At 49.8% G+C, this 26,707-nt stretch carries 21 protein-coding genes; 11 read left to right on the forward strand and 10 right to left on the reverse strand.

Translation table 11 applies throughout. The features are described 5' to 3' along the window. Positions 1 to 7: 7 nt before the first annotated feature. The 3 genes from HMPREF9194_RS02660 to HMPREF9194_RS02670 are packed head-to-tail and all read right to left on the reverse strand — an operon-like array spanning position 8 to position 4,676. A complete protein-coding gene (locus tag HMPREF9194_RS02660) occupies positions 8 to 1,600 on the reverse strand; it encodes an ABC transporter substrate-binding protein (protein WP_016524827.1) in 1,593 nt (530 codons plus the stop codon). Then, positions 1,600 to 3,051, reverse strand: a complete 1,452-nt coding sequence (locus HMPREF9194_RS02665; RefSeq protein ID WP_016524828.1) for a hypothetical protein — start codon at positions 3,049 to 3,051, stop codon at positions 1,600 to 1,602. Before HMPREF9194_RS02665 ends, HMPREF9194_RS02660 begins: the two co-directional genes overlap by 1 nt. After that, the gene (locus HMPREF9194_RS02670) at positions 3,048 to 4,676 is read right to left on the reverse strand and encodes a formylglycine-generating enzyme family protein (RefSeq protein ID WP_016524829.1); all 1,629 of its coding nucleotides are present in this window, start codon (positions 4,674 to 4,676) and stop codon (positions 3,048 to 3,050) included. Before HMPREF9194_RS02670 ends, HMPREF9194_RS02665 begins: the two co-directional genes overlap by 4 nt. A gap of 752 nt (positions 4,677 to 5,428) precedes the next feature. Here HMPREF9194_RS02670 and leuA point away from each other — a divergent pair. Next, positions 5,429 to 7,099 (forward strand): 2-isopropylmalate synthase, encoded by a 1,671-nt coding sequence (leuA, locus tag HMPREF9194_RS02675; protein ID WP_016524830.1) that lies wholly within the window; start codon positions 5,429 to 5,431, stop codon positions 7,097 to 7,099. 30 nt (positions 7,100 to 7,129) lie between these two features. Here the strand turns inward: leuA and HMPREF9194_RS02680 are convergent, their stop codons facing one another. Together HMPREF9194_RS02680 and HMPREF9194_RS02685 are read right to left on the reverse strand one after the other, a co-directional pair. Further along, complete coding sequence (locus HMPREF9194_RS02680; RefSeq protein WP_016524831.1) at positions 7,130 to 7,783, reverse strand: 5-formyltetrahydrofolate cyclo-ligase; 654 nt, start codon at positions 7,781 to 7,783, stop codon at positions 7,130 to 7,132. 11 nt (positions 7,784 to 7,794) lie between these two features. Further along, positions 7,795 to 10,662 carry a M16 family metallopeptidase gene (locus HMPREF9194_RS02685; protein ID WP_016524832.1) on the reverse strand — a complete coding sequence of 956 codons (2,868 nt, stop codon included), beginning with the start codon at positions 10,660 to 10,662 and terminating at the stop codon, positions 7,795 to 7,797. Positions 10,663 to 10,723: 61 nt separating this feature from the next. On the opposite strand from HMPREF9194_RS02685, the gene HMPREF9194_RS02690 reads away from it, so the two are divergent. The 3 genes from HMPREF9194_RS02690 (at position 10,724) to HMPREF9194_RS02700 (ending at position 16,057) form a co-directional block, all read left to right on the forward strand. Continuing rightward, entirely contained in the window at positions 10,724 to 12,055 is a 1,332-nt protein-coding gene (locus HMPREF9194_RS02690; protein ID WP_016524833.1) for a hexokinase family protein, read from the forward strand. Further along, positions 12,012 to 15,131: a hypothetical protein gene (locus HMPREF9194_RS02695; RefSeq protein ID WP_016524834.1), complete on the forward strand. Its 3,120-nt coding sequence runs from the start codon at positions 12,012 to 12,014 to the stop codon at positions 15,129 to 15,131. The genes HMPREF9194_RS02690 and HMPREF9194_RS02695 overlap by 44 nt, the downstream gene beginning before the upstream one ends. Positions 15,132 to 15,238: 107 nt before the next feature. Beyond that, positions 15,239 to 16,057, forward strand: a complete 819-nt coding sequence (locus HMPREF9194_RS02700) for an SDR family oxidoreductase (protein ID WP_016524835.1) — start codon at positions 15,239 to 15,241, stop codon at positions 16,055 to 16,057. A 68-nt stretch (positions 16,058 to 16,125) separates the two neighbouring features. On the opposite strand, the gene HMPREF9194_RS02705 is transcribed toward HMPREF9194_RS02700, so the two are convergent. From HMPREF9194_RS02705 to HMPREF9194_RS02720, 4 genes are all read right to left on the reverse strand, one after another. Continuing rightward, positions 16,126 to 16,743, reverse strand: a complete 618-nt coding sequence (locus HMPREF9194_RS02705) for a hypothetical protein (RefSeq protein WP_016524836.1) — start codon at positions 16,741 to 16,743, stop codon at positions 16,126 to 16,128. A gap of 507 nt (positions 16,744 to 17,250) precedes the next feature. Continuing rightward, positions 17,251 to 18,579: a type I glutamate--ammonia ligase gene (glnA, locus tag HMPREF9194_RS02710; RefSeq protein ID WP_016524837.1), complete on the reverse strand. Its 1,329-nt coding sequence runs from the start codon at positions 18,577 to 18,579 to the stop codon at positions 17,251 to 17,253. 60 nt (positions 18,580 to 18,639) lie between these two features. Continuing rightward, positions 18,640 to 19,008, reverse strand: a complete 369-nt coding sequence (locus HMPREF9194_RS02715; RefSeq protein ID WP_016524838.1) for a PilZ domain-containing protein — start codon at positions 19,006 to 19,008, stop codon at positions 18,640 to 18,642. A gap of 148 nt (positions 19,009 to 19,156) precedes the next feature. Continuing rightward, a complete protein-coding gene (locus HMPREF9194_RS02720) occupies positions 19,157 to 19,672 on the reverse strand; it encodes a hypothetical protein (RefSeq protein WP_040846144.1) in 516 nt (171 codons plus the stop codon). Between the two features lie 270 nt (positions 19,673 to 19,942). Between HMPREF9194_RS02720 and HMPREF9194_RS02725 the strand changes: the two genes are divergently transcribed. From HMPREF9194_RS02725 to HMPREF9194_RS02755, 7 genes are all read left to right on the forward strand, one after another. After that, positions 19,943 to 20,425 carry an ureidoglycolate lyase gene (locus HMPREF9194_RS02725; protein WP_016524839.1) on the forward strand — a complete coding sequence of 161 codons (483 nt, stop codon included), beginning with the start codon at positions 19,943 to 19,945 and terminating at the stop codon, positions 20,423 to 20,425. A 17-nt stretch (positions 20,426 to 20,442) separates the two neighbouring features. After that, positions 20,443 to 21,279 (forward strand): inositol monophosphatase family protein, encoded by an 837-nt coding sequence (locus HMPREF9194_RS02730; RefSeq protein WP_016524840.1) that lies wholly within the window; start codon positions 20,443 to 20,445, stop codon positions 21,277 to 21,279. A 15-nt stretch (positions 21,280 to 21,294) separates the two neighbouring features. Continuing rightward, positions 21,295 to 21,711 (forward strand): manganese-binding transcriptional regulator MntR, encoded by a 417-nt coding sequence (gene mntR / locus HMPREF9194_RS02735; RefSeq protein ID WP_016524841.1) that lies wholly within the window; start codon positions 21,295 to 21,297, stop codon positions 21,709 to 21,711. A 239-nt stretch (positions 21,712 to 21,950) separates the two neighbouring features. Next, on the forward strand, positions 21,951 to 22,901 hold the full coding sequence (locus tag HMPREF9194_RS02740) for a metal ABC transporter substrate-binding protein (protein ID WP_016524842.1): 951 nt from the start codon (positions 21,951 to 21,953) through the stop codon (positions 22,899 to 22,901). A gap of 13 nt (positions 22,902 to 22,914) precedes the next feature. Beyond that, positions 22,915 to 23,805: a metal ABC transporter ATP-binding protein gene (locus HMPREF9194_RS02745; protein WP_016524843.1), complete on the forward strand. Its 891-nt coding sequence runs from the start codon at positions 22,915 to 22,917 to the stop codon at positions 23,803 to 23,805. Positions 23,806 to 23,836: 31 nt separating this feature from the next. Then, positions 23,837 to 24,718 (forward strand): metal ABC transporter permease, encoded by an 882-nt coding sequence (locus tag HMPREF9194_RS02750; protein WP_016524844.1) that lies wholly within the window; start codon positions 23,837 to 23,839, stop codon positions 24,716 to 24,718. 190 nt (positions 24,719 to 24,908) lie between these two features. Next, positions 24,909 to 25,814 (forward strand): metal ABC transporter permease, encoded by a 906-nt coding sequence (locus HMPREF9194_RS02755; protein ID WP_016524845.1) that lies wholly within the window; start codon positions 24,909 to 24,911, stop codon positions 25,812 to 25,814. Here HMPREF9194_RS02755 and HMPREF9194_RS02760 read toward each other — a convergent pair. After that, positions 25,740 to 26,678 (reverse strand): hypothetical protein, encoded by a 939-nt coding sequence (locus HMPREF9194_RS02760; RefSeq protein WP_040846146.1) that lies wholly within the window; start codon positions 26,676 to 26,678, stop codon positions 25,740 to 25,742. The two genes, HMPREF9194_RS02755 and HMPREF9194_RS02760, sit on opposite strands and share 75 nt — an antisense overlap. Positions 26,679 to 26,707 lie beyond the last annotated feature (29 nt).

The following is a 26,707-nucleotide window of genomic DNA, read 5'->3' on the forward strand; positions in this document are numbered from 1 at the left end:
CTTTTTCCTATTTAAGCTTCCAGTATTCTACTGAAAGGAAGGGGTTGTCGGTTGCGATTGCAACGTTTTCCAAACCGCGGGAGTATACGTCTTTTTCCAGAGAGCACAAAAACAGTGCGGGCGAAAGCTCGCAAATGCGTTTGTCTATCTGGAGCGTAAGGTTGATCCAGTTTGCGGTAACGATTTCTTTTTCCCATGCGTCGAAAAGCGAATTGAGTTTGCCGTCCGCTACGCCGGTAACATTCTTCTCACCGTTGGAGCGGTACCAGTCGCCTATGCTCGAATACAGGTTATCGAAACCTTCGCAGTACATGAGCGCAAGCTCGTACGATTTTTCTGTGTTGACCATGCGGTCGAAAACACGGTCGCCGGTGCGGCGCGCTTCGACATTCAAGCCGATGGCGGCAAGCTGTTTTGCAATGCCGTTCGCCATTTTTTCGCCGAATTCGCCCATCGAGTCGGGGTACAAAAGAATCGCGTTTTGGCCGGAAATCCCGCCGGAAGCGGCAAGAATTTTGGCCTTTTGAACATTGTAGGGAAGGTTGTTCGGCATCGGCTGATTTACGTATTCGGGAATATTCGCCGAAAACAGGTTCGACGGGAAGGGGCCGTAATTCAAAATAACGCCGGAATCCCGGTCGGTGATCGACGGAATGAGCGAGGGTCTGTCCAACGCCATCGCCATTGCCTGGCGGCCTTCCGCGTTCGGGAACAGCTTGGTGTTGATGGCCACTTCGTAGAACGCATACGGAATGTACGAATTGATCTCGACATTCGGGATTTTTGCGACTTCCGTCCGGTCAAGCGGATTCGTTTCGAGAATCAAGTTAACGCGGCCTTGGCGCATTTCGTTCATACGGATAATCGGGTCGATAACGCGCTTCATAACAAGGCTGGTTGTCTGCGGCGTATTTTTAAAGTACGTACCGTTTGCATCGAAAGTCAGCCATTTTCCGATTTCCCATGTTGCAAGCTTAAACGGACCGGTTCCGACCGGAGCGGTTGCGAATTTGCGTTCGTTTTCGCCTGCGCGCATGTTAACCTGCATTTCCTGCCCGTTGTAGCGCGACGGAACGATTTTGAACGTAAGTACCGGATACGCGCGGAATTCGGGAATAGGATTGATGAATTCAATCTTTACCGTTTTTTCGTCGAGGGCGGTAACTTCCTTAATAAACGACATAAGATAGTCGCGTTTGGGCGAGTTGTTCGCTTCGAGCGTATAAGCGGCAAACGAATAGACGATATCGTCCGAAGTAACCGGCGTACCGTCGTGCCACATAACGTCGCGCAGCATAACCGTATACGTTTTTTTGTCTACGGGGTTCTGCACAATGCTTTCGGCAAGGGCGAGTTCGGAATAAAGCGAACCGCTCGCTTTATCGACTTCAAAATTGACAAGACCGTCGAACAAAAGTTCGTCGGCGTTCAAGCCCGACGTGTTTTGTTCCAATACGGGGTTCAAAGAGTCCGGCAGTATCGAAACCGCAACGGTAGCGCCTTTCGGCTGGGCTTTCCAAATTAAAAATCCGATCGCCGAGCCCAACACGACAAGGGCGATGATAACAATGGCAATAATGCCTTTTTTACTGAGCTTCATTAACGCATCCTCACAATAAATGAACTGTAGACGACAACTTCGCCTTCGTAATCGTTGGTTTTACCCTTTTGGATTTCAAAAAAGTATTTGTTGGTCGTCAGCTGGCTGCCCGCATTGAGAACCGGCCATGAATTGCCGACCTTTGCGCTGCGGTTGACGAGATCTTTCATGTTGTTTTTTTCGATGAGCTTGCCGCTCTTTGTGTTTTCGGCAAAGACGCGGACCGTGCGGTTATCTTTCAGCGTAATAACGAGGTCGTTCAGCGTTCCCCTGGGAATGGAAACCATGCCCCACCAGTATTCGTCACCCTTTACGTTTTTCGCGCTGAATTTTGCCGGGCGGCTCTTTTTGCTTTCCGCCGTCGAACGCGGATCGGGGTTGAAAAGACCGATCATAAGCGGGAAAACCACTTTGCCGCGGCTTGCAATTTCCTGAGCGGTGCGGATTTCCGCATTAACCTGAGCGATTTTCGCTTCAAGTTCTTTTTTCTGTGCGTTTATATCGTCGAGAATGTCCTGTCCGATGTCGTTCGGGTATTTAGCGGCAAAACCGAGCAAATCCTGGTACGTCGCTTCGATGTTTTTTTGAACCGACTGGTAGTGGGCAAGAATTTCTTCAAGCGATACTTTTCCGTTTTCACCCTTTGTATCAGGCGTGCGTGCAAACTCTTCATCGATTTGGGTTTTATACGCATAGGCGCGTTCGCGGATCGTGGAAGCGCGTTCGATCGAAATATCCTGGCGCGCTTTTTTGAAATTACGCACGTTTACGGAAACGCCCGCGGTTTTTCCGACGCCGGAAGAAGCGACGGCCGAATCGATTTCTTTTTCAGCCTTCGCATAGGTTTCGAGCGCGGAATCGTAGACGGCAATTTTTGCATCGAAAGAAGTTTCGGAGCGTGCCTTTTCCGTTAAATCTTGAAGCGACGCCTGTCTTGCATTGACGATGCTTACCACGTCGATTTCTTTTTTTGCGCTTTCAAGTTCATCGCTTGTTCCGTATACTTTTACGGCCGAATCGTACATCTTTTTGGCCGCACCGGTTTTGCCGGAGGCTACCAAACCGTCGATGCGCTTTGCGGAAAGCGAAGCTCCCTTGTCGCAAACGTCCTGCGGAAGACTCAATGCGGAGTCGAGCGCGGTGAAGTTATCGAGCGCCTTATTGCAGGCTGCAAGCAGTTTCGCTTCGTTTGAAGCTTTAATCGAATCGGTGCTGTCGAGAGCTTCCGCACCGGCTTTATACAAATCAATATAATTCAGATATTGCTTTTGCAGTTTTTCATCACGAATCATATTCCAATAAGTTGCGGCCGCCTGCGGTTCGCGGCTGTTCCACGCTTTCACACCTTCCATGATCGCTTTTTGATCTGCGGTTCCCTGGTCGGGTGCGCTCGCGCAGGATACCAATATAACGGCTAAAATCGCCGAAACAATACCGATACATTTTTTCATTCAGAAACCTCCTGTACTTGTACCAAACGGAAGCCGACGTCGGCGTATCCGTTTTTACTGTCTATATTGCGGAAATTTGAAATACGTAATTCGGTCGGGCCGTCCATCCACGAACCGCCTTTAACGGTGCGAAGATTCGTTTCGCCCTCGATGCCGTGAGCGGACGACGTCCACTCCGCTACGTTGCCGGCCACATCGACCATGCCCCATGCATTATTGCCGTTTTCAAAAGCTCCTACGGGCGACGTTTTTGAGAATTTGCCGTTGCCCCTGTAATTTGCCCTTTTGCCGTCGGTCGGACTTTGATCGCCCCACGGATAGATTACTTCCGCTCCGGCGCGGGCCGCTTTTTCCCATTCTTCTTCGGTCGGAAGCCGATAGGTAACGCCCAGCTGTTCGGAAAGCCATGCCGCATAATCTTCGGCCTCTTTAAGGCTGATGCCGACTACCGGCTGCTTGCCCTGATTATAATCGGAGTTATCGAAGTAATCGGGTGCTTTGTCGTTTTGCGTCAGATAAAGGTAGGCCGCATAGCGCGCATTCGTTACCGGCGTAAGGTCGATGGCGTATGCGCCCGTAGAAGCAACGTGTGCCGCTTCTTTCTTTTGTGCGCGCGTATCCTGCGCAACCGCTCCGGCATTAAATTCGCCTTCGGGAACGGCAACCGACGGGAACGCCGCCTTTAAATCGCTGAAATACACATAGCGGCCTTCGACGGCGCTTTGCGCGTCCAGCTTTTTAAGCAGGGCGGACGACGGAAGCAAACGCGCTATGGCGCTCTGTACGGTGAGCATAACCGCTCTGTCGCGGTATTCTTCGGCAACCGGATAATCGATGGACGCGTTGCCGAGCGAATCTGTTTTGATAACCGAGCTGACTTCCAAAACTTCGGTTGCATCCGAATCCGCCGGAAGATCGGGGGCTTCCCACGAAACGGCAAGCGAAAGACCGGATGCGGCGGTACCCGACGAATCGGTAACTTTAACCGCAAACTTGGTCTTGGGGCCGACGAAGCCGTCTTTTACCGAAAGCGTAAAAACGAGGCTTTTGCTTACGTCGGAACAAAGCGCTTCGGCTCTGCGCGAAAGCAGTTCGGTTCCTTCAGGCTGGGCGGAAAGCAGTTCCGTCTGTCCTTCTTTAATCAGTCTTGCAAGAACATCAACCGCACCTGCTATCTTATCGGCCGGATTCTTTTTGTTTTTGCTGGTGTTGAGGCGGGAAGCCAGATCTGTGCGCAGATTGTCGGTGTAGGCTTTTTCCTTCTTTTCCCAATCGGCAAACTTTATCCGGTAGGTAACCGCCGGCGGCTCTTTCTTTTTCGACTGAGTGTACGGCTTAAGATCGGTCAGACGCGCCTTAATCGCATCGTCGCTCAGCTCGAGTTTGTACGACTTTACGTTTGCAGCCTTCAGCTCGGCGGCCAAGGCGTTTTCTATAAGGTCGCGTTTTGCCGCGAGCTGGGCCTCCGCTACGGTAGCGCCTTTGCCGTAACCGTAGTAATAACCTTCTTCCTGTTTTACCAGTTCAGGGACGGTATCTTTTGCAAAAACCGACCAATTGGTCAGAACAAAAAAAACAGAAAACAAAAGAATCGCAATACGATTCCGTTTCATTTCTTTACTCATACGTGCATCTCCTAAAAAATTTTGTTGCAACTTAAAAATAAGTGCTCAAAGTTCCGACATACCATTATACCATTATCCGCATCACTATATCAATCCGCATAAACCAATCTCCTCCGTAAAATTCAAAAAAACTCCGATTGCATACGGCATACAATCTCTAATATATACAGATATTTTCGGGTATTTGCTCCCGAAAAACAGCCCGAATATTTAAAACACCGCTCCTGTAAAAAGGTTAAACAAATAAGGTCATCCGCATAAAAAAACGGAAGGTATAAAAATATGTAACTGTGTCGACATAATTTCGGCACGGATGCCGGGAAAGCCTTATGTAACCGAGTTTGGCGAAGACAAACTCGAGGTGAAAATCGTACAGGGATGTACGACTTTCACACTGCGCTTGACAGCTTTTTATTTTTTTGTTAGTCTGCGTGCATGACTATGTTTGCACAGTTGCTTCTATTCCGAATTTTCTCAAACTGCCGGAAAAAAGCGGGTACTGTGTAATTATTGAAAACGGTATTATAAGCCTGCTGCCTTTCGGCGGCGGGCTTTTTTTATACCCGTGCAGGTATTTTTATAGGAGGTTTGATAAAAAGCGCCGTCTGATATAGCGCCGCCGCTTTTTATTCCGAGTTTGCGTTGCAAACTCGTTTATTTATTGCGCTTTCTCAACCGGTGGTTTGCGAAAGCGCTGCTAAAAACTTTTTCGGAAGCTTAAGCTTCCTGCAAAAGTTTTTATAGGAGGTTGTATGGCAAAGTATGCTCCGTTCGGAACAATTCCGATTCAAAACCGCAGGTGGCCCGATGCGGTTATTACCGAAGCTCCCGTTTGGGTGTCGGTCGATTTACGCGACGGGAACCAGGCCTTACCCGTTCCGATGAACATCGAGCAAAAATTGGAATTCTTTAAACTGCTGGTTAAAATCGGTTTTAAGGAAATCGAAGTGGGTTTTCCGAGCGCATCGGAAACCGAATATCTTTTTTTGCGCCGTCTTATTGAAGAAAACCTCATTCCGGACGATGTACGGATACAAGTGCTTTGCCAAGCGCGCGAACATCTTATACAAAAAACTTTTGAATGTTTGCGTGGCGTAAAAAAAGCAATCTTCCATATATACAATTCGACCTCGCCGGCCCAGCGCAAATATACGTTCAATATGGAAAAAAACGAAATTGTCCGCATCGCCTGCGAGGGTGTGCGCTGCGTACAAAAATATCTTCCGCTCGTTCCCGAAAGCGACATAATGCTCGAATATTCGCCGGAAAGTTTTTCGAATACCGAAATCGATTTTTCGCTTGAAATCTGCGAAGCCGTAAAAAAAGAATGGCGCAAAACCTGCGGCGGAAAGATTATTTTTAATTTGCCGACGACCGTCGAATGCGCGACGCCGAATGTGTACGCCGACCAAGTGGAATATTTTTGCACGCATATAAGCGAGCGCTCGTCGGTTATCGTAAGCGTTCACAACCATAACGACCGGGGAACCGCCGTAGCTTCCGCCGAACTTGCGTTAATGGCCGGCGCCGAACGGGTTGAAGGAACGCTTTTCGGCAACGGGGAACGGACGGGTAATTTGGATATTATCACGCTCGCTTTAAATATGTACGTACAAGGGATCGACCCGCAGCTGAAACTGTGGGACATCAACGCGCTAATGGATGCGTACCGGCGCCTGACAGGCATGAGCGTTCATCCGCGGCACCCGTATGCGGGAGAACTCGTTTTTACGGCATTCAGCGGGTCGCATCAGGATGCGATCAGAAAGGGCTTGAACGCGCGCAAAAAAGAGTGCGAAAAAAATACCGACGTTTTGTGGGACATTCCCTACCTGCCGATCGATCCGCATGATATAGGAAGGGAATATGAAGAAATTATCAGAGTGAACAGCCAAAGCGGAAAGGGCGGTTCTTCGTGGATATTGGAACAGCACTACGGCATATCGGTCCCGAAAGCGATGCAAAGCGTGCTGGGCGCGTTCATCACCGGCGAAGCGGACAAACTGCAAAGAGAATTGTCGAGCGCCGAAATATTCGCTTTATTCGAAAAACGCTGGCTGCAAAAAACGTATCCGCTCGAGTTGGTCGATTTTATCGAAAAAAAGGCGGACGACCAAAGCGCTGCGGTGGCTTGTTCGGCAAAAATCCGTTGGAAGGGCGAACTTGTGACGGCGGAAGGAAGGGGAAACGGACCGCTCGATGCGTTCGCATCGGCTTTGGCGCAAACTCCCGTGCCGCATTTCAGCGTAAAATCCTTCCATGAACACGCGATCGGAACCGGTTCCGGTACCGAGGCCATTGCCTTTGTCGAATTGAATTTCGGCGACGGCACAAATTGCTGGGGCTGCGGCAAAAGTTCGCACATCGGGCATGCCGGTCTTTACGCTTTGGTAAGCGCGGTCAATCAGCTCGAAGGTCTTTAAAAGAAAAGACGCGCTTTTGCGGCGCTTTGCTTATAGGGCTTTAACCGGCCATATGCCGCCTTCGCTTATAAGAAATTGTACGCGAAGGTCGTGCTTTTCGTACGGAACTTTTTCAAGGATTTGAAAATCGCGGCATAAACCGGCATACACGATTAAGGGCGTTTGGAGCGCGGCGGCTGTGAGCCGTTCGCAATAGCGGTCGTAATAGCCTGCGCCGCGCCCGAGCCTGATTCCCGTTTCGGAAAAGGCAATGCCAGGAACGCATACCAAAAGCGGAAAACGATTTTCGTCCGGAACAAAGAGCGGGCAGGATGAATCCGGCTCGGCTATGCCGAAGGGGCCGATCTGCGTTTGTTCGCGAAAAGGACGGTCGGGCGAAAGGATGTAAAAGTCCATAATGCCGCCTTCGTCCGCATGTTTTCTTTTTTGCGTTTTGGGCAAAGCCGTCGTTTTACCGTCTTTCAGGCAAAAATCTATAAGGCCTCTCGTAGGCGCTTCATACGGGAGCGATGCATATAAAAGAACGCTTTTCGCATTCCGGTACGGGGCAAAATCGCGCAAAGACCGAAAAAAAGAGCTGGGAAATTCTTCGGCTTGTGTTTGATGCAAAAGTTCGATGACGGATCGGCGCAACGCCGCTTTTTGTTCCCGCACAGTCATATTCGGAATTTCCCGACTCGACATATGAGCCTTCCTTATCTTTTCGTGTCGGCCGAAAAAAGCCAAAAGAGGTTTGCCTGTTCGATGTATTTTGAAAACACGGACTCAAAATCCTTCACGCCCGCATTGCCGATCATGCGCATTTGTTCTATATAAAAGGAAGGATTATCCGCGTATTCGGCTCCCTGCCGCATAAGATCGGCACGCGATTCGAGCGTCATAAACGAATGCGAAACGGCACCTGCGTAGCGGGCGGCAATTCCGCCGCAAAAATTCTGCGCCGAGATTTTCGGTTTCGGCTTTTGCAGTTCTTTCAGCTCGGACGAAAATTCGCGCAGACAGTCTTTATACGCTTTTTGCAGCCGGCTTTTGCTTTTTACTTTTGAAAAATACAGCGAAGAAAGAAAAAAAGGCTCGGCGTCGGTGTGCGCCCTGACGGAAAGAGCCGGCGCGTTTTGCGCGCTTTGGAATTTTTGCGTAAGCCGTTCGGCAATTTCATGCATAAGCGCCGCAAAAATGACCGCTTCTTTTGTGCCGAATTCGGGACTCTTAAGATAGAGAAGGGCGGGATCCGAAAAATCCGTTGTCGGGATGAGCTTTGCTGGCCGTTCTCCCGCTTGGTCGGCCGGAATGTCGCTTAAAAATACGTGGCGCAGCCGTACGGTTTGTTCGCCTTCGGTAAAAGCCGGTTCAAACGATGTTTTCGTATACGCGATTTTATGCTGTTCGGAAAGGGGCTTTACGGCCTCTTTCCCGAAGCGGCTTTCGAGCGTTTCCTTTATGCGCTGCGGAACATCACCGCACAAAATTATATCGATATTTTCGGGATCGTACAGGGAAAGGCAGGCGTTCCGTATTTCGTCATAGGTAACGGAAGGAAGCAGTTTGTCGGCGGAGGCGAAAAGCGGAGCCGACACTCCCGCGCCGAAAAAGGTTTCCATCGCGGCTTTTTGCAATTGATTGTCCGGCGATATGTCCTGCGATCGCCGGTTGAACGCTTCGGTAAAATACAACTCGTCGGCTTGCGCAAGGCTTACGTCGTTTTTTTGCAAAGAGGCCGAAAGAAAGTCCGTTAAAAGCGGAAGATTTTCGGTCGGACAGGTAAAGGAAAGCCGTGCCGAAAAAAGTTCGGTATTCGTTTCGATTTCGGGAATATTCCGGATTGCTTTGTCTGCGGCGCTTTCCGCAATTTTTTGTCTGAGCGTTTGGGCAAGGTTTTGCACGGCAAGACTTTCGAGTCCTTTTTTTTCAAAACCGTATTTTAATTCGCCGCCGCGTATGTTTAAAATAAAGCATACCCACGCCGTGTTCGGAAGCCGTTGGACGCTTACCCTTATGCCCGACGAAAGCGTAAAGCGCTCGGCAAGGCTTTCGGTGTATGAAGCATAGCTTTCGACGGCCTTCGTCCGCTCGGATTTCGCGCCGTCCGCTTCGCCTTGATTTTTAGACCGATTTTCAGTCCGGTTTTTTGCCGTTTGCGTCGAAGATGCTCCGGCTGATTTTTTGCCCTGTTTTATAACCGTCCAGCCGTCTTTTGCAAAACGCTTTTCGTACAGATTGTACTGACTCGTATGCACAAACAAAAAAATCCACGGCGGTGTAAAAGCGTCCTTAACTTGCTGTAATGTAAGACTTTGCACGCTTTTAGGCCATTCAAAAAAATACTTGGCGCCGCCGTACGCCCAGTTTGCGCTGAGGGCTCGGATAAAACTTTCGGGGCCTTTGAGTGCTTGCGTTTGCAAAAAGCGCGCGCGCGTTTGAGCTTCGGTAAGGTCGCCCTCGGACACGCTTCGAACGGCTTTGTTTACCGCGTTCAAAAGCGCTTCGATATTGTCGGCGGGATTGTCTTTTTGCGCGTGCAGGCTTGCGGGAAAAAGCGCTTGAACGCTTATGCGGCTGTCGACGCCGTCTGCGCTGAACGAAACGTCCGTTTCTCCTTGCGCCGGATCGAGCAGGCTTTGCTTTTGCCGCAAAATTTCCGCTGCGGCCCAAGCGGCGGCCGAATGCAGGTTGTCGGCACCGAAAGCGGGTGCAGTGTATTGAATGAGCGCTTGGTTAAAGTCTTTGGAAAAATCGTCGGATACGAGTACGAACCGCCCGCCTTGCGCGTTCGATGTTTTCGGCGCATCGGGTGTTTGCGGCGCGTCAATCCGGTCGGTATCCGGCGGTGAATAAACGGCGTATTCCCAATCGGCCAATTCCTTTTTTACCGTATCAAGCACCGTTTGCGCATTCAGCGGCCCGCTTACAAACAGCGCGCTTTGATTGGGAACATACCAAATGCGTGCAATGCGCGACAGCTTTTGCCGGGCGGCTTCGGTATTCATTTTTGCAAAAAGGGCGCTTTGCAAAAACGAATCTTTTTTCCACGGCGAACGCGAAAGAACCTGCGCGTCCACCGCCGCATTTATAAAACCGCCCGCACTCGACGCGTATGAGGCGCTTTCGCTTTTGAGCGATTCGAATTCATTCCGTATTGCGCTGTCGGAGAATTTCGGCTGTTTTAAAGCCGATGCAAAAAGGGCTAAAACTTTTTCAAAGCTTTGTACCGGAACGGTAAAGCCGTAGCGCGATTGTGAAGAGGCGCATTCGGCGCTGAAACCGTTGGCGCCTTCGCGTTCGTAGGCCCGTATGCCGGGCACGGCGTTTTGCCAAAAAAGTGCGGAATATAAGCGGAAAAAGCCCGCCGTATCTTTTTGCTGGCGCGCGGTTCCGGCTTTCGTAACGTATTCGACTTTGAGCGCGGGAACCGTAAAGTCTTCCTGTACATAGAGTTCAAGACCGTTTTCCAGTTTATACGAATAAAAATTTTCGGGCAAAAAATCGCTTTGAGCCGTCGCACTGTGCGCGGCAAAAAACAAACAGAGAGCGGCTAGCAACCGCAAAACGGACTTTGCATGCATGGGCACAGTATAGCATATACGAAGGTTTTATGATACACTGAATCGATTCAGGAGAGCCGGAATGAACAACTATGAACGACTTGCCGCTTTTGCCGCCCGATACGGTATAAGCGTAAACGGACCCGATATAAGCGGCGTCATCGATGCGCTGCTGTACGATATGCAGCTGGGCTTGGATTGCCCGCAGGACGGATTTCCGCATGCTTCGCAGCAGATGATTCCCACATGGACGAATCCGCCCGATCGCGTGCCGAAAAACGAAACCGTTATCGTTATCGATGCCGGAGGAACCAATTTCCGCTCGTGTTCGGTACAATTCGATAACGAAGGCCGGCCTTCAATCGAAAATTTGGAAAGGCGCTCGATGCCCGGCATAGAACGCGAATATTCCAAAAAAGAATTTTTCGATACGATCGCTTCGTATTTGGAGCACCTTAAAGGCAAGTCGGCAAAAATCGGCTTTTGTTTTTCGTATGCGATGAAAATTACGCCCGAAAACGACGGGCAGGTTATCAACTTTTCCAAAGAAATAAAGGCGAAAGAAGTGATCGGTTCCTTTGTCGGCGCTTCTCTTTCCGAAGCCCTGTGCAGCCGCGGATGGGAAAAACCCGAAAAGGTTGTCATGCTTAACGATACCGCCGCCGCCCTGCTTGCGGGCGCTTCGCAAAACATTGAGGGCAAACGATTCGGTTCGTACGCGGGGCTCATCCTCGGCACCGGCTTAAACACCGCCTATATCGAATACGGCCCGATAAAAAAAGCACAGCATTCCGCGCGGACTTTACCCGAAAGCCAAATCGTCGTCTGCGAAGCCGGTATGTTCGATAAGGTTGCCCGCTCGTTTTTCGATACCGAATACGACAAAACGACCAATACGCCGGGAATGTATGTTTTGGAAAAAATGTGTTCTGGCGCTTATTTGGGCGGAGTCGCTTCGTGTGCCGTAAAGACCGCATGCACAGAAGGTTTGTTCAGCGAAAAAACATGCAAAGCGCTTTCGGCTGTAGGCGAATTCGGCTTGTACGATATGGACCGCTTTTTGCATACGCCCTACCGCACCGACACCCTTTTGGGAGCGGCTTTGGCCGGAGCGGAGGCCGACGATTACGACATGCTTTACCTTTTACTCGATATGTTTGTCGATCGCTGCGCGCGCCTTGCTTCCTCGATTATAGCCGCCGCCGTTATAAAATCCGGCAAGGGGAAAAATCCTTCAATGCCCGTAAGCGTTTTGTGCGAAGGCACGACTTTTTATAAAACGCACAATTTGCGGGCGAGAATTATGGGGTATTTAAATACCGAATTGATTCAAAAACGGCATTTGTACTGCGAAATCGTTACGCTCGATAATGCCGTCGTTTTGGGAACGGCTCTTGCGGCGGTTTCGGCGTAGGCGTGCGTCCGCCCTTATTCTGCTTGCGTGCATTCAGGCGGCTGTCGTAAGTGCGCAGATAAACCCGGGCGGTCACGTGTCGGTTTTTAAAAAGCTTTCGGTGATCAAAACCGAATATTTCGACTTTATTTTTGCCGAAGAATCGGCCGCTTCGGCGCGGCACCTTGCTCTGTGCGCCGACGATCTGTACCGCAAAGCCGCCGGCTTGCTGCATATCCGCGAAAAGCGACGTTTTCCCGTGCTTTTGACGCGCGAAACGGCCGTGTTCAACGCGTATTTTACGACACTTCCGTACAACCGCATCGTTTTGTACGATTCGGCGCCCCCTTCATCCTTTGCCGTTTTTTCCGACAACCTCGCTTCGGTTTTTTACCACGAATTGGTTCATGCGCTCACTTTAAACATCCGCTCGCCTTTTTGGAAGGGAATGGCCGCGGTATTCGGCGACGTATTTACACCTTCTTTTATGCTGAATTTGCCTTCGTCGTTTACGGAAGGGGCTGCCGTTTCTTTTGAAAGCGCCGACGGTCAGGGACGTTTGAACGACGCATTCAGCCTGCACGTTGTGCGTCAGGCAAAACTTGAAAACAAGTTCCCCGATTGGCCGGACGTAACCGGCGCCTACGGCGCGTACACCGACGGCTCCCTGCCGTACATGTTCGGTGCATCTTTTTCCTCCTACATTCAGCAAAGGTTCAGCATGGATAAATACGCCGAATTTTGGGAAGAAAGCGGCAAGGTGCATTTTTTTAAGCTTTCGGCCGGCATCTTTAAAAAGGTATACGGACTTTCGCTTACCCAAGCGTGGAACGACTTTAAAAATTCGTACCCCGTTCCGCACTGCGAAGAAAACCTTCCGCCCGCTTTATGTTCGCCTTCGAGTTCCGAATACAGGGCGGGATTGCGGGGCGAACATTTGTATGCAAACCTGACATCCTCTCCTGGGGGCTTGGCATGGTACGATGCCGCGTCTTCGTCGGTGATGTTTTTGCCGATCGGGCGTTCCGAATCAAGGCGGGAATCCGCTGCGACGGAAGCGGACGGAGCGCCTTTGTTTGCCGAAAAACCGGTTGTTTTGTGTACGAGCGACTTATCGGAGCGTTTAACCTTTTCGCGCTCCGGCGATTTTTTGACGCTTTCGGGCGTGTCGGGCGGGGAAAAGGCAAAGCGGAAAGCACGCGTGTACGATATGAAAAAAAAGCGCTTTGTACTCGAACTGAACGGATTATCCGGCGTTTTTACGGCGGAAAGATCTGACAGTGCAGGAATTCCCGCAACAAGAATTGCTGCAACAAGAATTGTTGCAACAAGAATTGTTGCGGGCATAGAGCGCGAAGGCCTTTCGTATTCTCTTGTTTTATATGACTTTGACGAATTGACGGGCGCCGGCTCTTCGGCCCCTTCAAAATCGCCGTCTTCTCATTCATGCGCCCCTTTTAAGCGGATTCGATTTCCGCACGGCGTGTTCCCCTTTGATGCCGTCGATGCGGGAAACGGGCGCATAATGTGTATTTTAAAGCACGCGTCTTTTTCGGGCGAGCCGAAGCGGCTTTCCTGTTCGCTTTTTTCGTACGATATGAAAACCGATAAAGCGCTCGTGTACGAGTTTGCCGATGAATCTTTAGGCGAAGAAAGCGCTTTTTTCAATCCGTCGCTGCGTTACCTTTCGGCATACGGCGATACCTTGTACTTGTCCTGCGCGCAGGATTCTTTTTCGCAGCCGACGCTTGCCTTCCTCGATTTGAACGAGTTTGAGGCAGCAGATTTTGCCGACGAAAATACCTCCGATGCGAATTCTACTGCCGAAAGTTCGGCGGCCGGTGCGCCGTTCCTTTGCGTTCGCAGCGCCCAGTATTCAGGCGGCGTGTTTTATCCTGCGGCCTTTGACGGCGGTCTTGCCTTTGTGTCGCGCTTTTACGAACATCGGACGCTTTCGTATACCGATTTTTCGGGCGATTGCCGCCGCTTTGCGCTGAAAGCCGTCCCCTGTGAACGCTTTTTTGCGCGGTTCAAAGATGCCGCAGGCAATGAGCGCAACGAAAGCGCCGAAAAAGCGAAAAGCGGCGAGAAAGCCGATAAGGGCGGACGCGGCGCGTTTGCTTTGAAGCCGTACCGCCCGCTTCAATATATGAAAAAGCCCTTGATAATTCCCTTTGCGGGCTTTTTAACCGCCGCCTCATTCGGCCCGTATGCCTCGTCTTCGGCTCCGCTCGGTTTGAGCGCGGCTACTGCCGACCCTGCGGAGCGCTTTTTGCTGACTGCCGGCGCCGGATACGATATCGAAGCGCGCCTTGTTAATGCAAACGCATCCGCCTCATTCAGCGCTCCGCCGATACAAATCGCCGCCGGATTTTATACCGAAAGTGCCGTACAAAGCGGAATGCAAAATGCGGCGGCCTTTGTAAAAGCCGGCTTTGAACGCCCGCTTGCCGATGATTTCAGCCGGATCGGCGCCGAAAACACGGCCTACTTTTTATACAGCGCGAACGGTGTGCCGTACATACGCAAGGGGATGTGGTTTGTGAACCGCTTGCGGCTTTTTGTGTCCCGCTCGCGATCAACGGGTCCGGGACCCTACGAGCGCATCGGTTTTACCGCAGGCGCTTCGCTTTATGCGCGGCGCGGTTTGGATATTCCCGGCTTTACGCCTCCGACGTGGCTTTTTTCTCCCGTATTTGAAGGCCGTTTTACGCTGCCTTGTTTGCTGCCGTTTAAAAATCCGCGCGGTTTTACGCTGAACTTTCCCGCATCGTGCGCGACATTTTTCTTTGTGAACGCCGCCGAGCAATGGGAAATTCAAAACACCCTTATTTTGTTTGCCCATGATATTCAAAAGGGCAGCCCCTTTGTGCCGATTTTTTCGCGCAGACTCTGCCTTGAAGGCGGAACGGAAACGATTCGGTACCGCAACGGAAAAACCGACTTTGCCGTAAACTTCAGTTTATTCAGCGTATCTTTGTTCAATACGGGCGCCTACGCGACCATGCCCGTCGAAACGGGTATTTCGGTGCGATGGGAACCTTTCGAAAATACCGCACAAAACTGGAAAGTCCTGCTCAGGCTGCGTGTACAATGAGTAAACATAAAAAAAGATGAGCGCAGCAATATCCCCGTTCGACAAGTATTTTGTGATGGCACCGACCGATTGCACTGTTTGTCATTATCGGCTATTTTATAATTCCGATGAATTCAATTGATTCAACCGTTGCCGTGATTACCGGCGGTTCAAGCGGTATAGGAAAGGCTCTTGCTAAAGAGTGTTTGCAAAAAGGGTACAATGTCGTTATCGGTGCGCGAAGAAAAGATGTGCTGAAGCGGTGCGAAGCCGAATTGTCGACGTATGCCGGCGACAGCGGCGCCGTAAGCTCCTGCGTGCTTGATGTATCGGATGAAAAATCGATAATCCGTTTTGCCGATTTTTGCAATCAAAAATACGGTAAAATCGATTTGCTGTTTAATTGCGCCGGAATCGCCGTCTGCAAGGAATTCGAGCGCACGTCTTCGGCCGAATTTACGGAAGTCGCCGCGATCGATTATGCGGGTACGGCTTTAATGGTAAAGTATTCTTTGCCCCTTCTACAAAAAAGCGGGAAGGGGCATATCGTTGCGGTTTCTTCGATGGCGGGCGTTATGGGCGTGTACGGCTACAGCGCGTACAGTCCCGCAAAATACGCAGTCGTCGGCTTTGCGGAAGTTTTACGGGCGGAACTTATTCCGCACGGGATTGCCGTTTCGCTTGTGCTTCCCGCCGACACGCAAACCCCGCAGTTTGTCGCCGAAAACGCTACAAAGCCCGAAATTACCAAACGCATTTCCGGGACGATTAAACCGATGTCTGCCGAAAAATCCGCCAAATGCATTATGAAGGGCCTTGCAAAAAAGCGCTTTTTGATTATTCCCGGTTTTATGTCGAAGTTTATCTACCATATTAACCGGCTGTTCCCGAATCTTATGTACGCGTATTCGAAGCGCGTCATTCAAAATTATTTGAAAAACCGCTGAAGAAGAGATCCGGCGCTGCGAGTGGCCGGCAGCCGTGCGAACAGTTTGCGGCGAGGATAAAGGACGTTTTACTTTTTCTTTATGTGCCGCATGCCGAATTTTCCTTCGGCGATTTTTTGCGTCATCAGCTCATCGTTGAGAATCCACGGATTCTCGTACGCACTTATAAGCGCATGCAGTTTTTGCCAATTAAAAAGACGTGCGCGCTCGTACATGTTTTCCGCGTTTGCGGCGTCGGAAAGCAAAAGCTTGTACAACACAAAGGCCGTAAAGCCGCCGCTTACGCTCGCATGTGTATCGTACGGGTACACGCAGCCCTGCGGTTTTGTATCCGTTTCGCCGCAATAAAACAAAAAGGGCGTTACGCGGTTTTTTGCCAAAACAACTTTCAGCGTTTGCCGATTTGCCCCGCCGGAAAGAAGCGCGTTCGGCGCAAGCGTAATTTTTTGAACACGCATGCTCGAATCGATGTACAACGCATATCCCGCATCCGAACCGCCTTGCGCTCCGTCTTCGTAAAACCGACGCGGACATGCAATCGACACGGCTTCCTTCCCGCCGAAAAAAGCGGACGTTCCGTTTGCGCACGACACAAAACAAAGAACCGTGCTCGCGCAGACAACTGCGGTTGCGGCCGCACGCAAAACACCGGCGCGCGGCGGCTTATAAAAAAGTAATATCTTCATGCTCTTATTATAGTCGCCGCCGATGAAAAAACGGTGAAATACAAAATATTTTTTAAGACTGAAATATGTTTTTATACTTAATTCAAAGAATAACCGGCCTCAGCAAACAGGAAGTCGAAAGTGTTTGAAAATCTATCATTTTGTAAACTCAGTACGTTATCCTATACCAATGTTCATGTTTTGTTTTTTCTACATGTTTATAACCGACAGAGTGTAATTCATCTTCCGTTAGAATGCTTAAATTCAGCTCAGGGGAATAAACATTTCCGCTATACAAAAGGCTGTACCCCAATAAAAAATCATAAATCTTATCTGTAAAAAAAACAATATTTATTTCATTTGAAATTATGTTGTATTTTCTTCCAATGTCAGGATCTATTTTTTTTCCCGTACTTACGGTTTTCAAAAGTTATTTTATTCTAAAAGCGCAACCGCGGCGAGTACAGACAAAGGCCTTTGCTGACTATATTTTATTTATGACGAAATAAAACTCGGCGTTCAAATCATTTAATATTTTTTTAAGTACCGGTCGATTTCCCATTGGCTGACGCGGGTGTTGTATTCGCGGCATTCGAGCTTTTTTGCTTTAATGTATTTTTCGCTTATGTGCGGTCCGAGCACGTTCAAAATAAAGGAATCCTTTTCGAGTTCTTTTACCGCATCTTCCAAACACGAAGGAAGACTTTCCACTTTTTGCCGGCTGCGGTCTTCGGCGCTCATTTTATAAATATTGCCGTTAACCGCATCGGGAGGCGTCAAATTGTTTTTTACGCCGTCCAAACCTGCTGCCAAAATAACGGCAAGCGCAAGATAGGGATTTGTTGAAGGATCGGGCGAACGGAGTTCTATGCGTGTGGAATCGCCGCGCGAAGAGGGAATTCTGATAAGCGGGCTGCGGTTTTGAGCCGACCATGCTATGTGGACGGGGGCTTCCTGCCCGGGAATCAAACGCTTATACGAATTGACCAGCGGATTCAATACGGCCGTCATGCCCTTTATATGCGCCATTATGCCCGCGATAAAACTGTAGGCCTGCGCGCTTAATCCGTTTGTGTCCGCGGCATTGTAAAAGACGTTCTTACCGTTTTTTGCGAGCGAAAGGTTTACGTGCATGCCGCTTCCGGCGATGCCGAAAATCGGTTTGGGCATAAAAGTCGCGTGCAAGCCGTGCTTGTGCGCGATTGTTTTTACGGCCAGTTTGAATGTCATAACGCGGTCGGCCGTTTCCAAAGCGCCGCCGTATTTAAAGTCAATCTCATGCTGACCGGGTGCGCATTCGTGGTGCGAGGCTTCTATTTCAAACCCCATCTCTTCCAAATTCAATACGATATCGCGCCTGACGTCTTCGCCCGGATCTATGGGGCCGATGTCGAAGTAGCCCGCGTCGTCGAAGGTTTTTAAAGTCGGTTTTCCTTTTTTGTTTGTGCGGAATAAAAAGAATTCGCATTCGGGCCCGACGTTGAAAGTGTAGCCCATTGCAGACGCTTCGTCGAGCACGTTGCGCAACACGCGGCGCGGGCAGCCTTCAAAGGGAGTGCCGTCCGTGTTGTATACGTCGCAGATAAGCCGGGCAACGCCGTCCGGTTGGGGGCGCCACGGAAAATGCACGTAGCTTGTTACGTCCGGGCGCAAGTACATGTCCGATTCTTCGATGCGGACAAAGCCTTCAATTGAAGAGCCGTCGAACATGCATTGGTTGTTCAACGCTTTTTCCAGTTGACTGACGGTGATCGCCACGTTTTTAAGCGAGCCGAGGATGTCGGTAAACTGCAAACGCACAAAGCGGATATTTTGCTTTTTTGCGAGCTGAATGATTTCCTGCGGAGTAAAAGACATTACGGTATTTTCCTTGTATTCCGCGATTATATCAAAAGGCGAACCGAATGTCTATAAAAATCAAATGGCGGCTGCGACGGGTTCTGTGCCGGTGCTTACGATTCTTCTGCAGCGATATTCAATATACGAAGCAAGGCGTTTTGTTTCCGGAACATGCAGCACTTCAAAGCCTATTTCCGTTCCCGTACTTTGCTTGCTTTCCCAGCGGGGCTGCAGCACAAGTATAAAGGGAACATTTGCGATTTTGTTTCCAAGCGCAAAAGAAGCTTTATAATCGGAAGCGTTGTCGATTTCGATCGATGAAGGAAAGCGGATGCGGCAGCCGCCGGCACTTATGTCAAGCAAAAAGCCGGGAAGCGGACACAGGCCGGGAATAAAAACCTTCCCCAATTCGGCAAACCGCCGTTCTTTACGTTTTTGTATTATCATAATAAAAGAACTATATATCATTTTATCGAATTTGACAAGTGGTTTTTTAGTTTTTTGATATTTTAAATCATTCTACTGTTTTAAAGAATTGCTATTGCATTGTCATTTCCGTACTTGAAAGATCGGTACAAAAAACTATACAATGGGATTACATGGTCAAAAGCTTTTTCGGGAATTGATTCGCAGCCTGCGTAAGCGGGCGCGTAAATCGATTCTTTGCAGAACAGAGCCGCAAGGCTCTACGCTTCCTGCAAAAGTTTTTATAGGAGGGGCGATAAAAAGCGTCGACTGAAATGGCGTCGCCGCTTTTTATGCCGAGTTTGCCTTTCGGCAAACATCGTTTTATTTGCTGCGCTTTCTCAACTGACGTTTGCGAAAGCGCGGCTAAAAACTTTTTCGGAAGCTGACGCTTCCTGCAAAAGTTTTTATAGGAGGAGCGATAAAAAGCGTCGACTGAAATGGCGTCGCCGCTTTTTATGCCGAGTTTGCCTTTCGGCAAACATCGTTTTATTTGCTGCGCTTTCTCAACTGACGTTTGCGAAAGCGCGGCTAAAAACTTTTTCGGAAGCTGACGCTTCCTGCAAAAGTTTTTATAGGAGGAGCGATAAAAAGCGTCGACTGAAATGGCGTCGCCGCTTTTTATGCCGAGTTTGCCTTTCGGCAAACATCGTTTTATTTACTGCGCTTTCTCAACTGACGTTTGCGAAAGCGCGGCTAAAAACTTTTTCGGGAATTGACATTCCCTGCAAAAGTTTTTATAGGAGGGGCGATAAAAAGCGTCGTCTGAAATGGCGCCGGCGCTTTTTATGCCGAGTTTGCCTTTCGGCAAACATCGTTTTATTTACTGCGCTTTCTCAACTGACGTTTGCGAAAGCGCGGCTAAAAACTTTTTCGGGAATTGACATTCCCTGCGAAAGTTTTTATAGGAGGGCGTATGCGGAAAATTAAAGCGCAAAAAATCACGGCGGAAAACTTCAAACCCTACGGAACGTTTTCCGACATTCTGAATCCGAGCGGATACAGTCTCGGCAATTTTTATGCGGACAGGCTGCTCGAGCCGGCAAAGACCGCTTTGCCGCTTGCGTTTTCGTCTTTGACGGTTCATAAAAAAAACGCGATGGTTATCGATACGGTCGAATATCACAATTACACCGGCGAGATTTTAATGCCGCTCGATACCGATATCGTAATTCACGTTGCGCCGCCGAGTAAAACGCTGATTCCGGAAAAAACGGAAGCGTTCATTGTTCCCAAGGGAACGCTGGTGCGCTTTAATGTCGGCGTTTACCACTATGCACCGTTTTCGATTGAAAAAGAAAAGGGGAGCGTACTGATTGTTTTACCCGAGCGGACTTATTTGAACGATTGCACCGTTTTTAAATACGACGAAAAAGATCAAATTGAAATTACACTTTAAATTATGCGGCGGACGGTATGGATAAAAAATTATTTGAAGCGTTAAGAAAAGAAGTGAAGGAGTGCGGTGCGTTTGCGAAAAAACAACAGCTGCATGTAAAGCGAAGTTATAAATCGGATAAATCCGTCGTAACGGAAGCCGATATTGCGGTTGCCGAAAGGCTGATTGCGAAAATCCGGACGCTTTTTCCGGACTGCAATATTATAAACGAAGAAATAAAGGGCTTGCCGTTCAGCAAGGATGCGCCGTATACGTTTATCTTCGATCCGATCGACGGAACGGATGCGTACAGTCAGGGAATGCCGTCGTGGTGCATCGGTGTGGGAATTCTCGATAAAGCGCGTCAATGCGTCGGCGGTATCGTGTATGCGCCCGTTTTCGGAAAATGTTCCGAAGAACTTTTTATGTGGACGGCGCCGGACAGCGATGCGGTATATTTGAACGGAGAGAAATTTGCCGTCGAGCCGGAACTTTTAAAGTTCAAAGATAAGCCTACGCAAATTACAACCGGTTCGGAAATCCTTACGCAAATCGATATGTCGATTGTGCTGCCGAAATTGGCAAAAGCCTCGTGCAGCTTTAAGTTCAAGTCTTTCGGCTCTTCGCTCATTCACATTGTGTCGGCTTTGGTTTTTTGCGGAATCGACGCGTGCGTGGATCCCACGTGCTACGTGTGGGATATCGCCGCCGCCCATGCAATTATAAAAAAAGCGGGATTCGACTATCAATATTATACGGGCGAACAATTCGTTTACGACGACGACTTGCTTATAAAACGCAAACGCTTTCCGAAGCCGCTGGTCATCGGTACGGCCAAAGGAAGAAAATTCCTTATTTCGCACATGAATCCGTAAGAGGGAGAGCCGATAATGCCGGAAAAAAAAACGGAAGCGTCGGTCGCTTTTTCCCGCACACGCGCCGACCACGCGATGGAAATTCTGGAAGACTACGCCGAAGTTATCGTAAAAATAATTAAAGAAAACGGCGAGTGCCGCGTTATGGATCTTGCGCGGCATTTCGGCGTGAGCCACGTATCGGTCATTCAGGTTTTGCAGCGCTTAACGGCCAACGGCTTTATAGAAGGCGAAGCCCGAAAGCCGATCGTTCTTACCGAAAAAGGCTCTGCGCTTGCGCGCACGTGTGCCAATCGGCACAAGATCGTCCGCAGCTTTTTATTGAAAATCGGCGTGAGCGAAAAAACCGCGATGATTGACTCCGAGGGCTTGGAACATCACATCAGCGCCGAAACGCTCGAGTGCATGAAAAACTTTATAGCCGAGCATTAAATTCCCGCATCATTTTTTTTTCTATCATTTTTTATACTTACCTCTTGACAAAGTAAGGTAGTATGTACTACATTTATTTTGGCCAATATGTAGTACATACTACCTGTTCGGGATATCTCGACTGCTATGAGTGCCGGCAGAGGATAAGTCCGGTCTCGTTATGTAGTGTAAACTACATATATTGCCGGGAGTTATGATAAAAAACGGCGTTTGAAATAGCGCTTGTTATAGGAGTTATTATGAAAAAAAACATAGGGTTTACCGCCGCTTCGATTGCCGCGGCGGCAGTGTTGTGCGCCGTCTGTATTACCGGATGCGCAAAAAAAAGTGCGGCGTCAGCAGATGCGCAGGATTCGGCACGCCCCAAGCGCGTCGTAACGACCTTTACGATTTTGCAGGATATGGCGCAAAATATTGCGGGCGATAAGATTCTCGTCGAGTCGATTACAAAGCCCGGTGCGGAAATCCACGAATACGAGCCGACGCCGCTCGACGTCGTAAAGGCGCAGTCTGCGGATTTGGTTTTGCGTAACGGGTTCGGCCTTGAGCGCTGGTTCGAAAAATTTATGGGAAGCGTTAAAAACGTGCCGAGCGCAACGCTGAGCGACGGCATAGAACCGCTGGGTATCGGCGAAGGCCCGTACAACGGCATGCCCAATCCGCACTCGTGGATGTCGCCGAAAAACGCCCTCGTCTATGTCGAAAATATCCGAAAAGCCTTTGTCGCTTTGGATCCTGCCAATGCCGAAACGTTTAACGCAAACGCGGCGTCCTACAGCGAAAGCATTAAAAAAATCGACGCCTTTTTGGCGGACAAGCTTTCCGAAATCCCCGAAGAGCAGCGCTGGCTTGTAACCTGCGAAGGCGCTTTTTCGTATCTTATCCGCGACTGCAATATGAAGGAATTGTACTTGTGGCCCGTAAACGCCGATGAAGAAGGCACACCGCAGCAAATTCAAAAGGTTGTGGACACGATACGGAAAAATCACATTCCCGTCGCGTTTTCCGAAAGCACGATCAGTAATAAGCCGCAGCTGCAAGTATGCAAAGAAACCGGCGCGCGTTACGGCGGCGTTTTGTATGTCGATTCTTTAACCTACGAAGACGGGGACGCGCCGACGTATTTGAAAATGCTCGAATACAATGCGGATACGATTGTAAAGGGATTTCAAGACAGTTTGTCAAAATAATGCGAGGCACACTATGAATACCGATGCGGAAGTTCCCGTTGAACTTGCGGTACAAAACGTAAGCGTCGCGTACAATAACGGCCACGTTGCGCTGTACGATGCGTCGTTCCGTTTGCAAAAAGGAACGATTACGGCACTCGTCGGCGTAAACGGCAGCGGCAAGTCCACGCTGTTTAAAACGATCATGGGTTTTATTAAACCGATGAGCGGTTCCGTAACGATTTGCGGCGAGCCGGTGAGGGTGGCGCAAAAACATCACTTGCTTGCCTACGTGCCGCAGTCCGAAGAAGTGGACTGGTCGTTTCCCGTGAGTGTGTGGGACGTCGTTATGATGGGACGCTACGGCTATATGAATTTTTTGCGCGTGCCGAATAAGGAAGACAAAGAAATTGCCGAGCGCAGCCTTGAGCGCGTCCAAATGCTTGACTTTAAAGACCGGCAAATCGGAGAACTTTCCGGCGGGCAAAAAAAGAGGGTCTTCCTCGCGCGCGCTTTGGCGCAGCGGGGAAAAATCATCCTGCTCGACGAGCCCTTTACCGGTGTCGACGTTAAAACGGAAACGGCGATAATCGATCTTTTGCGTGAGCTTAAAAACGACGGCCACTTGATTTTCGTGTCGACACACGATTTGGGGTCGGTTCCCGAATTCTGCGATCACGTGGTGATTATCAACAGAACCGTTCTTGCCGCAGGCCCGACGGAAACGACCTTTACGGCCGACAATCTTATAAAAGCGTTCGGCGGCGCGCTGCGCAGCATTAAAATCGATCATACCGACAATCCCGAAGAAAGCGCGCACGAGTTTAGAGTGTTTACCGACGACGAAGGCGCTTTGGTCACGAAGCGGGAAGGGAAGCCCTATCGGCGCGGCGTCAGAAATACCGAAGCCGTCGTGCCCAAATAATACGTCGCAAAGGATTTGCGGAGGAATATGAATGCTTTCGAATTTATTGATTCCGTTTCACTATGAATACATGATAAAGGCGATCCTCGTCAGCGGTTTTATCGGCGGTGTGTGCGCGCTGCTTTCGTGTTTTGTCGTACTCAAAGGCTGGTCGCTGCTCGGCGATGCCTTATCGCATGCGGTGGTTCCGGGTGTTGCCGTTGCGTACATAATCGGCATACCGTTTTCAGTCGGCGCGTTTATAAGCGGTATGCTCGCCGCCCTTGCGATGGGCTTTATAAAAAAGCGCACGAGGATCCGAGAAGACGCCGTTATCGGCATCGTGTATACGACGTTTTTTGCCTTGGGCGTTTTGCTTATTTCGTTGTTTCCGAGCAACATAACGCTTTCGACGATCGTTATGGGAAACATTCTCGGCATTGCCGACCGCGACATCGTTCAAACGCTGATCATCGCCGGAAGCAGCTTGGCGATTATTTTGCTTAAGTGGAAAGACTTGCGCCTTTTTTCGTTCGACCCGGCACAGGCGCGCGCGATAGGACTCAACACGAATGTCTTGTACCTCTTGCTGCTTACGTTGCTTGCCGTTACGGCGATCGCCGCGCTGCAGACGGTCGGCAGTATTTTGGTCGTCGCGATGCTTGTAACGCCGGGAGCAGCCGCCTATTTGCTTACTGATAAATTTTCGTCGATGATGCGCCTCGCGTCGATTATCGGCGTGCTGACGTCTTCCGCCGGCGCGTATATCAGTTATTTTTTGAACGGGTCGGCAGGCGGCTGCATCGTTACGCTGCAGTTTTTGTTTTTTTTAGCCGTCCTCTTTTTTGCGCCGCGTCACGGAATACTTGCGGCAAAGATGAATGCGGCAAAGGCTGTAAGGGCTTTTTTTGCAAAAAGAGCGGCCGAAGGCTGAAAGCGTTTTTTGACTGAAGGTACTTTTTGCGGCAGGGGTTGGAGGGGCGGCGGAGCCGTCGACCGCAGGAGCGCAGCGACGAGGACGATGAAGCGTCAGCGGAACCCCGGAAAACCCGGCGGTTTTCGCAGTCGCGAAAACCGAGCCGCCTGAAAAAAAGTAATAAGCGGAAGTCAGTTGGGAGAAAGGTATGTTGTGGACAAAACTTATCGAACCGTTTATGTACGGCTTTATGGTAAAGGCGCTCGTGATTGCGGCTTTGGTCGGCTGCGTGTGCGCAGTCGTTTCGGGCTACCTTATTTTAAAGGGATGGTCGCTCATGGGAGATGCGATTTCGCACGCCGTACTGCCGGGAATCGTCGTTGCCTACCTCGTTCACATTCCGCTGGGAGTCGGCGCCTTTGCGGCGGGCTTGCTCAACGCGGCCGCCACGGGCTGGATAAAAGAGCGGAGCCGCATCCGTGAAGATTCGGTTATGGGCGCGGTCTTTACCGGCATGATGGCGCTGGGTTTGATTCTCGTTACAAAGGTGAGTTCGAACATCCATTTTATGCACATTTTGTTCGGGAGCCTTTTGGGAATTGAAAAGCGCGATATGATACAGGCGGTTGTCTGTGCGCTGATAACGCTTGTGCTGGTCGTCGCCAAGCGCAAGGACATTCTGTTGTATTTGTTCGATCAAAATCACGCGAAAGCGATCGGGCTCAACGTAGCGTTTATACATTATCTTTTTCTTGCGCTTACGGCGCTGACGATCGTCGCTTCGCTGCAAGCGGTCGGGATTTTGCTTACGGTTGCAATGCTGATTATACCGGGCTGCATCGCCTATCTTTTAACGGACAGACTTAACCGCATGCTTTGTATTTCAGCGCTGTCGGCCGTGCTCAGTTCGCTCATCGGCACTTACGCAAGCTATTTTTTGAACGGAGCGACCGGCGCGTGTATTATTTTAACCGAAGCGTTGTTTTTCGTTTTGACGATGATGTTTGCGCCGAAGTACGGCATGATTATGCGGCGGAAATTACGGAAGGCCAACCTGCACGTTCAGGGAACGCAGCACATCGATATCGAAGCGGGAAAACAAATCGGAAAATAAAACGGGCGTTTGCGGTTCGATTGTAATCGAAATTGATTCGGGCTTTTCGATAAAGTCCTTAACGGCATCGCACGCGTTTTTTATTTCGGCGCTGTTTGATTCGTTTGCAAAGTCGTCCAGCAAGTCTTTGAGAACTCCCTTTACGTCTTCTTCGGTTATCGATTCGCTTTCGGCTATGGCCGTTACGGCTGAAGGAAAAAGCGAGGCATCGGTGTATTTCAGCTGCGCCCTCAGCAGCGCGGCGGACGAAAGCGTGCCGTCGGTTATATCGATGTTTTGTGCATCAAACGAAAAATTGAACGAAGCCGCGCCCGGAATGGTAATGCGTAAATCGTTCAGGCTCAAATCGTAGACGGAATCGGTTACCGTGCTTGCGGCAGTCAACAGGTTTTTCGGTTTTGTGTTTTGAGGTTTTGCATTGTATGAAAGGTTCGCTTTTGCCGGCGTGAACCGATAGTCCGCATAGATATCGAGAGGCGTGTTTAAAAGCGAATCGATAAAGTCCGGAAGCGCCGGCTCATCGCCTTCCGTCAAAGCAAGCCGCGCTCCCTTGAGATTGATTTTCATAAACAGCGGGAATTCCGATTCGGTGTCCATACGGTAAATGTTAACCTTGTCGATTATGATTTTTTCTTTTCCCGCATCGTCGAGCGCGATTTGAACATCGTTTATATACACGCTTGCCGAAAAGACGTCTATGCCGGCTTTTGAAAAATCGATTTCGGCGATATCCGACATATCGGCGAGCGCGTTTTCAAGTTTCGTATTTACAAGCTTTGACAGGAAAAAACGGATTCCCGCAAAGGCGGCGGCCAGCAGGCACACAACGGCGGCAATCACGATAAAGATGCGTTTCTTTTTCATAGAGCAATCATAGTGCATTCGGCGGGAAT

This window comes from Treponema maltophilum ATCC 51939 (assembly GCF_000413055.1).
In the GTDB taxonomy this organism is placed as follows: Bacteria; Spirochaetota; Spirochaetia; order Treponematales; family Treponemataceae; genus Treponema_C; species Treponema_C maltophilum.

Bases quoted from the DNA above. Each gene is read 5' to 3' on its own strand.
- HMPREF9194_RS02715 (WP_016524838.1), bottom strand. From the start codon at position 19,008: ATGATAATACAAAAACGTAAAGAACGGCGGTTTGCCGAATTGGGGAAG.
- leuA (WP_016524830.1), top strand. From the start codon at position 5,429: ATGGCAAAGTATGCTCCGTTCGGAACAATTCCGATTCAAAACCGCAGG.
- HMPREF9194_RS02740 (WP_016524842.1), top strand. From the start codon at position 21,951: ATGAAAAAAAACATAGGGTTTACCGCCGCTTCGATTGCCGCGGCGGCA.
- HMPREF9194_RS02725 (WP_016524839.1), top strand. From the start codon at position 19,943: ATGCGGAAAATTAAAGCGCAAAAAATCACGGCGGAAAACTTCAAACCC.
- HMPREF9194_RS02665 (WP_016524828.1), bottom strand. From the start codon at position 3,051: ATGAAAAAATGTATCGGTATTGTTTCGGCGATTTTAGCCGTTATATTG.
- mntR (WP_016524841.1), top strand. From the start codon at position 21,295: ATGCCGGAAAAAAAAACGGAAGCGTCGGTCGCTTTTTCCCGCACACGC.
- HMPREF9194_RS02690 (WP_016524833.1), top strand. From the start codon at position 10,724: ATGAACAACTATGAACGACTTGCCGCTTTTGCCGCCCGATACGGTATA.
- HMPREF9194_RS02755 (WP_016524845.1), top strand. From the start codon at position 24,909: ATGTTGTGGACAAAACTTATCGAACCGTTTATGTACGGCTTTATGGTA.
- HMPREF9194_RS02750 (WP_016524844.1), top strand. From the start codon at position 23,837: ATGCTTTCGAATTTATTGATTCCGTTTCACTATGAATACATGATAAAG.
- HMPREF9194_RS02705 (WP_016524836.1), bottom strand. From the start codon at position 16,743: ATGAAGATATTACTTTTTTATAAGCCGCCGCGCGCCGGTGTTTTGCGT.
- HMPREF9194_RS02680 (WP_016524831.1), bottom strand. From the start codon at position 7,783: ATGTCGAGTCGGGAAATTCCGAATATGACTGTGCGGGAACAAAAAGCG.
- HMPREF9194_RS02760 (WP_040846146.1), bottom strand. From the start codon at position 26,678: ATGAAAAAGAAACGCATCTTTATCGTGATTGCCGCCGTTGTGTGCCTG.
- HMPREF9194_RS02660 (WP_016524827.1), bottom strand. From the start codon at position 1,600: ATGAAGCTCAGTAAAAAAGGCATTATTGCCATTGTTATCATCGCCCTT.
- HMPREF9194_RS02700 (WP_016524835.1), top strand. From the start codon at position 15,239: ATGAATTCAATTGATTCAACCGTTGCCGTGATTACCGGCGGTTCAAGC.
- HMPREF9194_RS02730 (WP_016524840.1), top strand. From the start codon at position 20,443: ATGGATAAAAAATTATTTGAAGCGTTAAGAAAAGAAGTGAAGGAGTGC.
- HMPREF9194_RS02685 (WP_016524832.1), bottom strand. From the start codon at position 10,662: ATGCATGCAAAGTCCGTTTTGCGGTTGCTAGCCGCTCTCTGTTTGTTT.
- glnA (WP_016524837.1), bottom strand. From the start codon at position 18,579: ATGTCTTTTACTCCGCAGGAAATCATTCAGCTCGCAAAAAAGCAAAAT.
- HMPREF9194_RS02745 (WP_016524843.1), top strand. From the start codon at position 22,915: ATGAATACCGATGCGGAAGTTCCCGTTGAACTTGCGGTACAAAACGTA.
- HMPREF9194_RS02695 (WP_016524834.1), top strand. From the start codon at position 12,012: ATGCCGTCGTTTTGGGAACGGCTCTTGCGGCGGTTTCGGCGTAGGCGT.
- HMPREF9194_RS02670 (WP_016524829.1), bottom strand. From the start codon at position 4,676: ATGAGTAAAGAAATGAAACGGAATCGTATTGCGATTCTTTTGTTTTCT.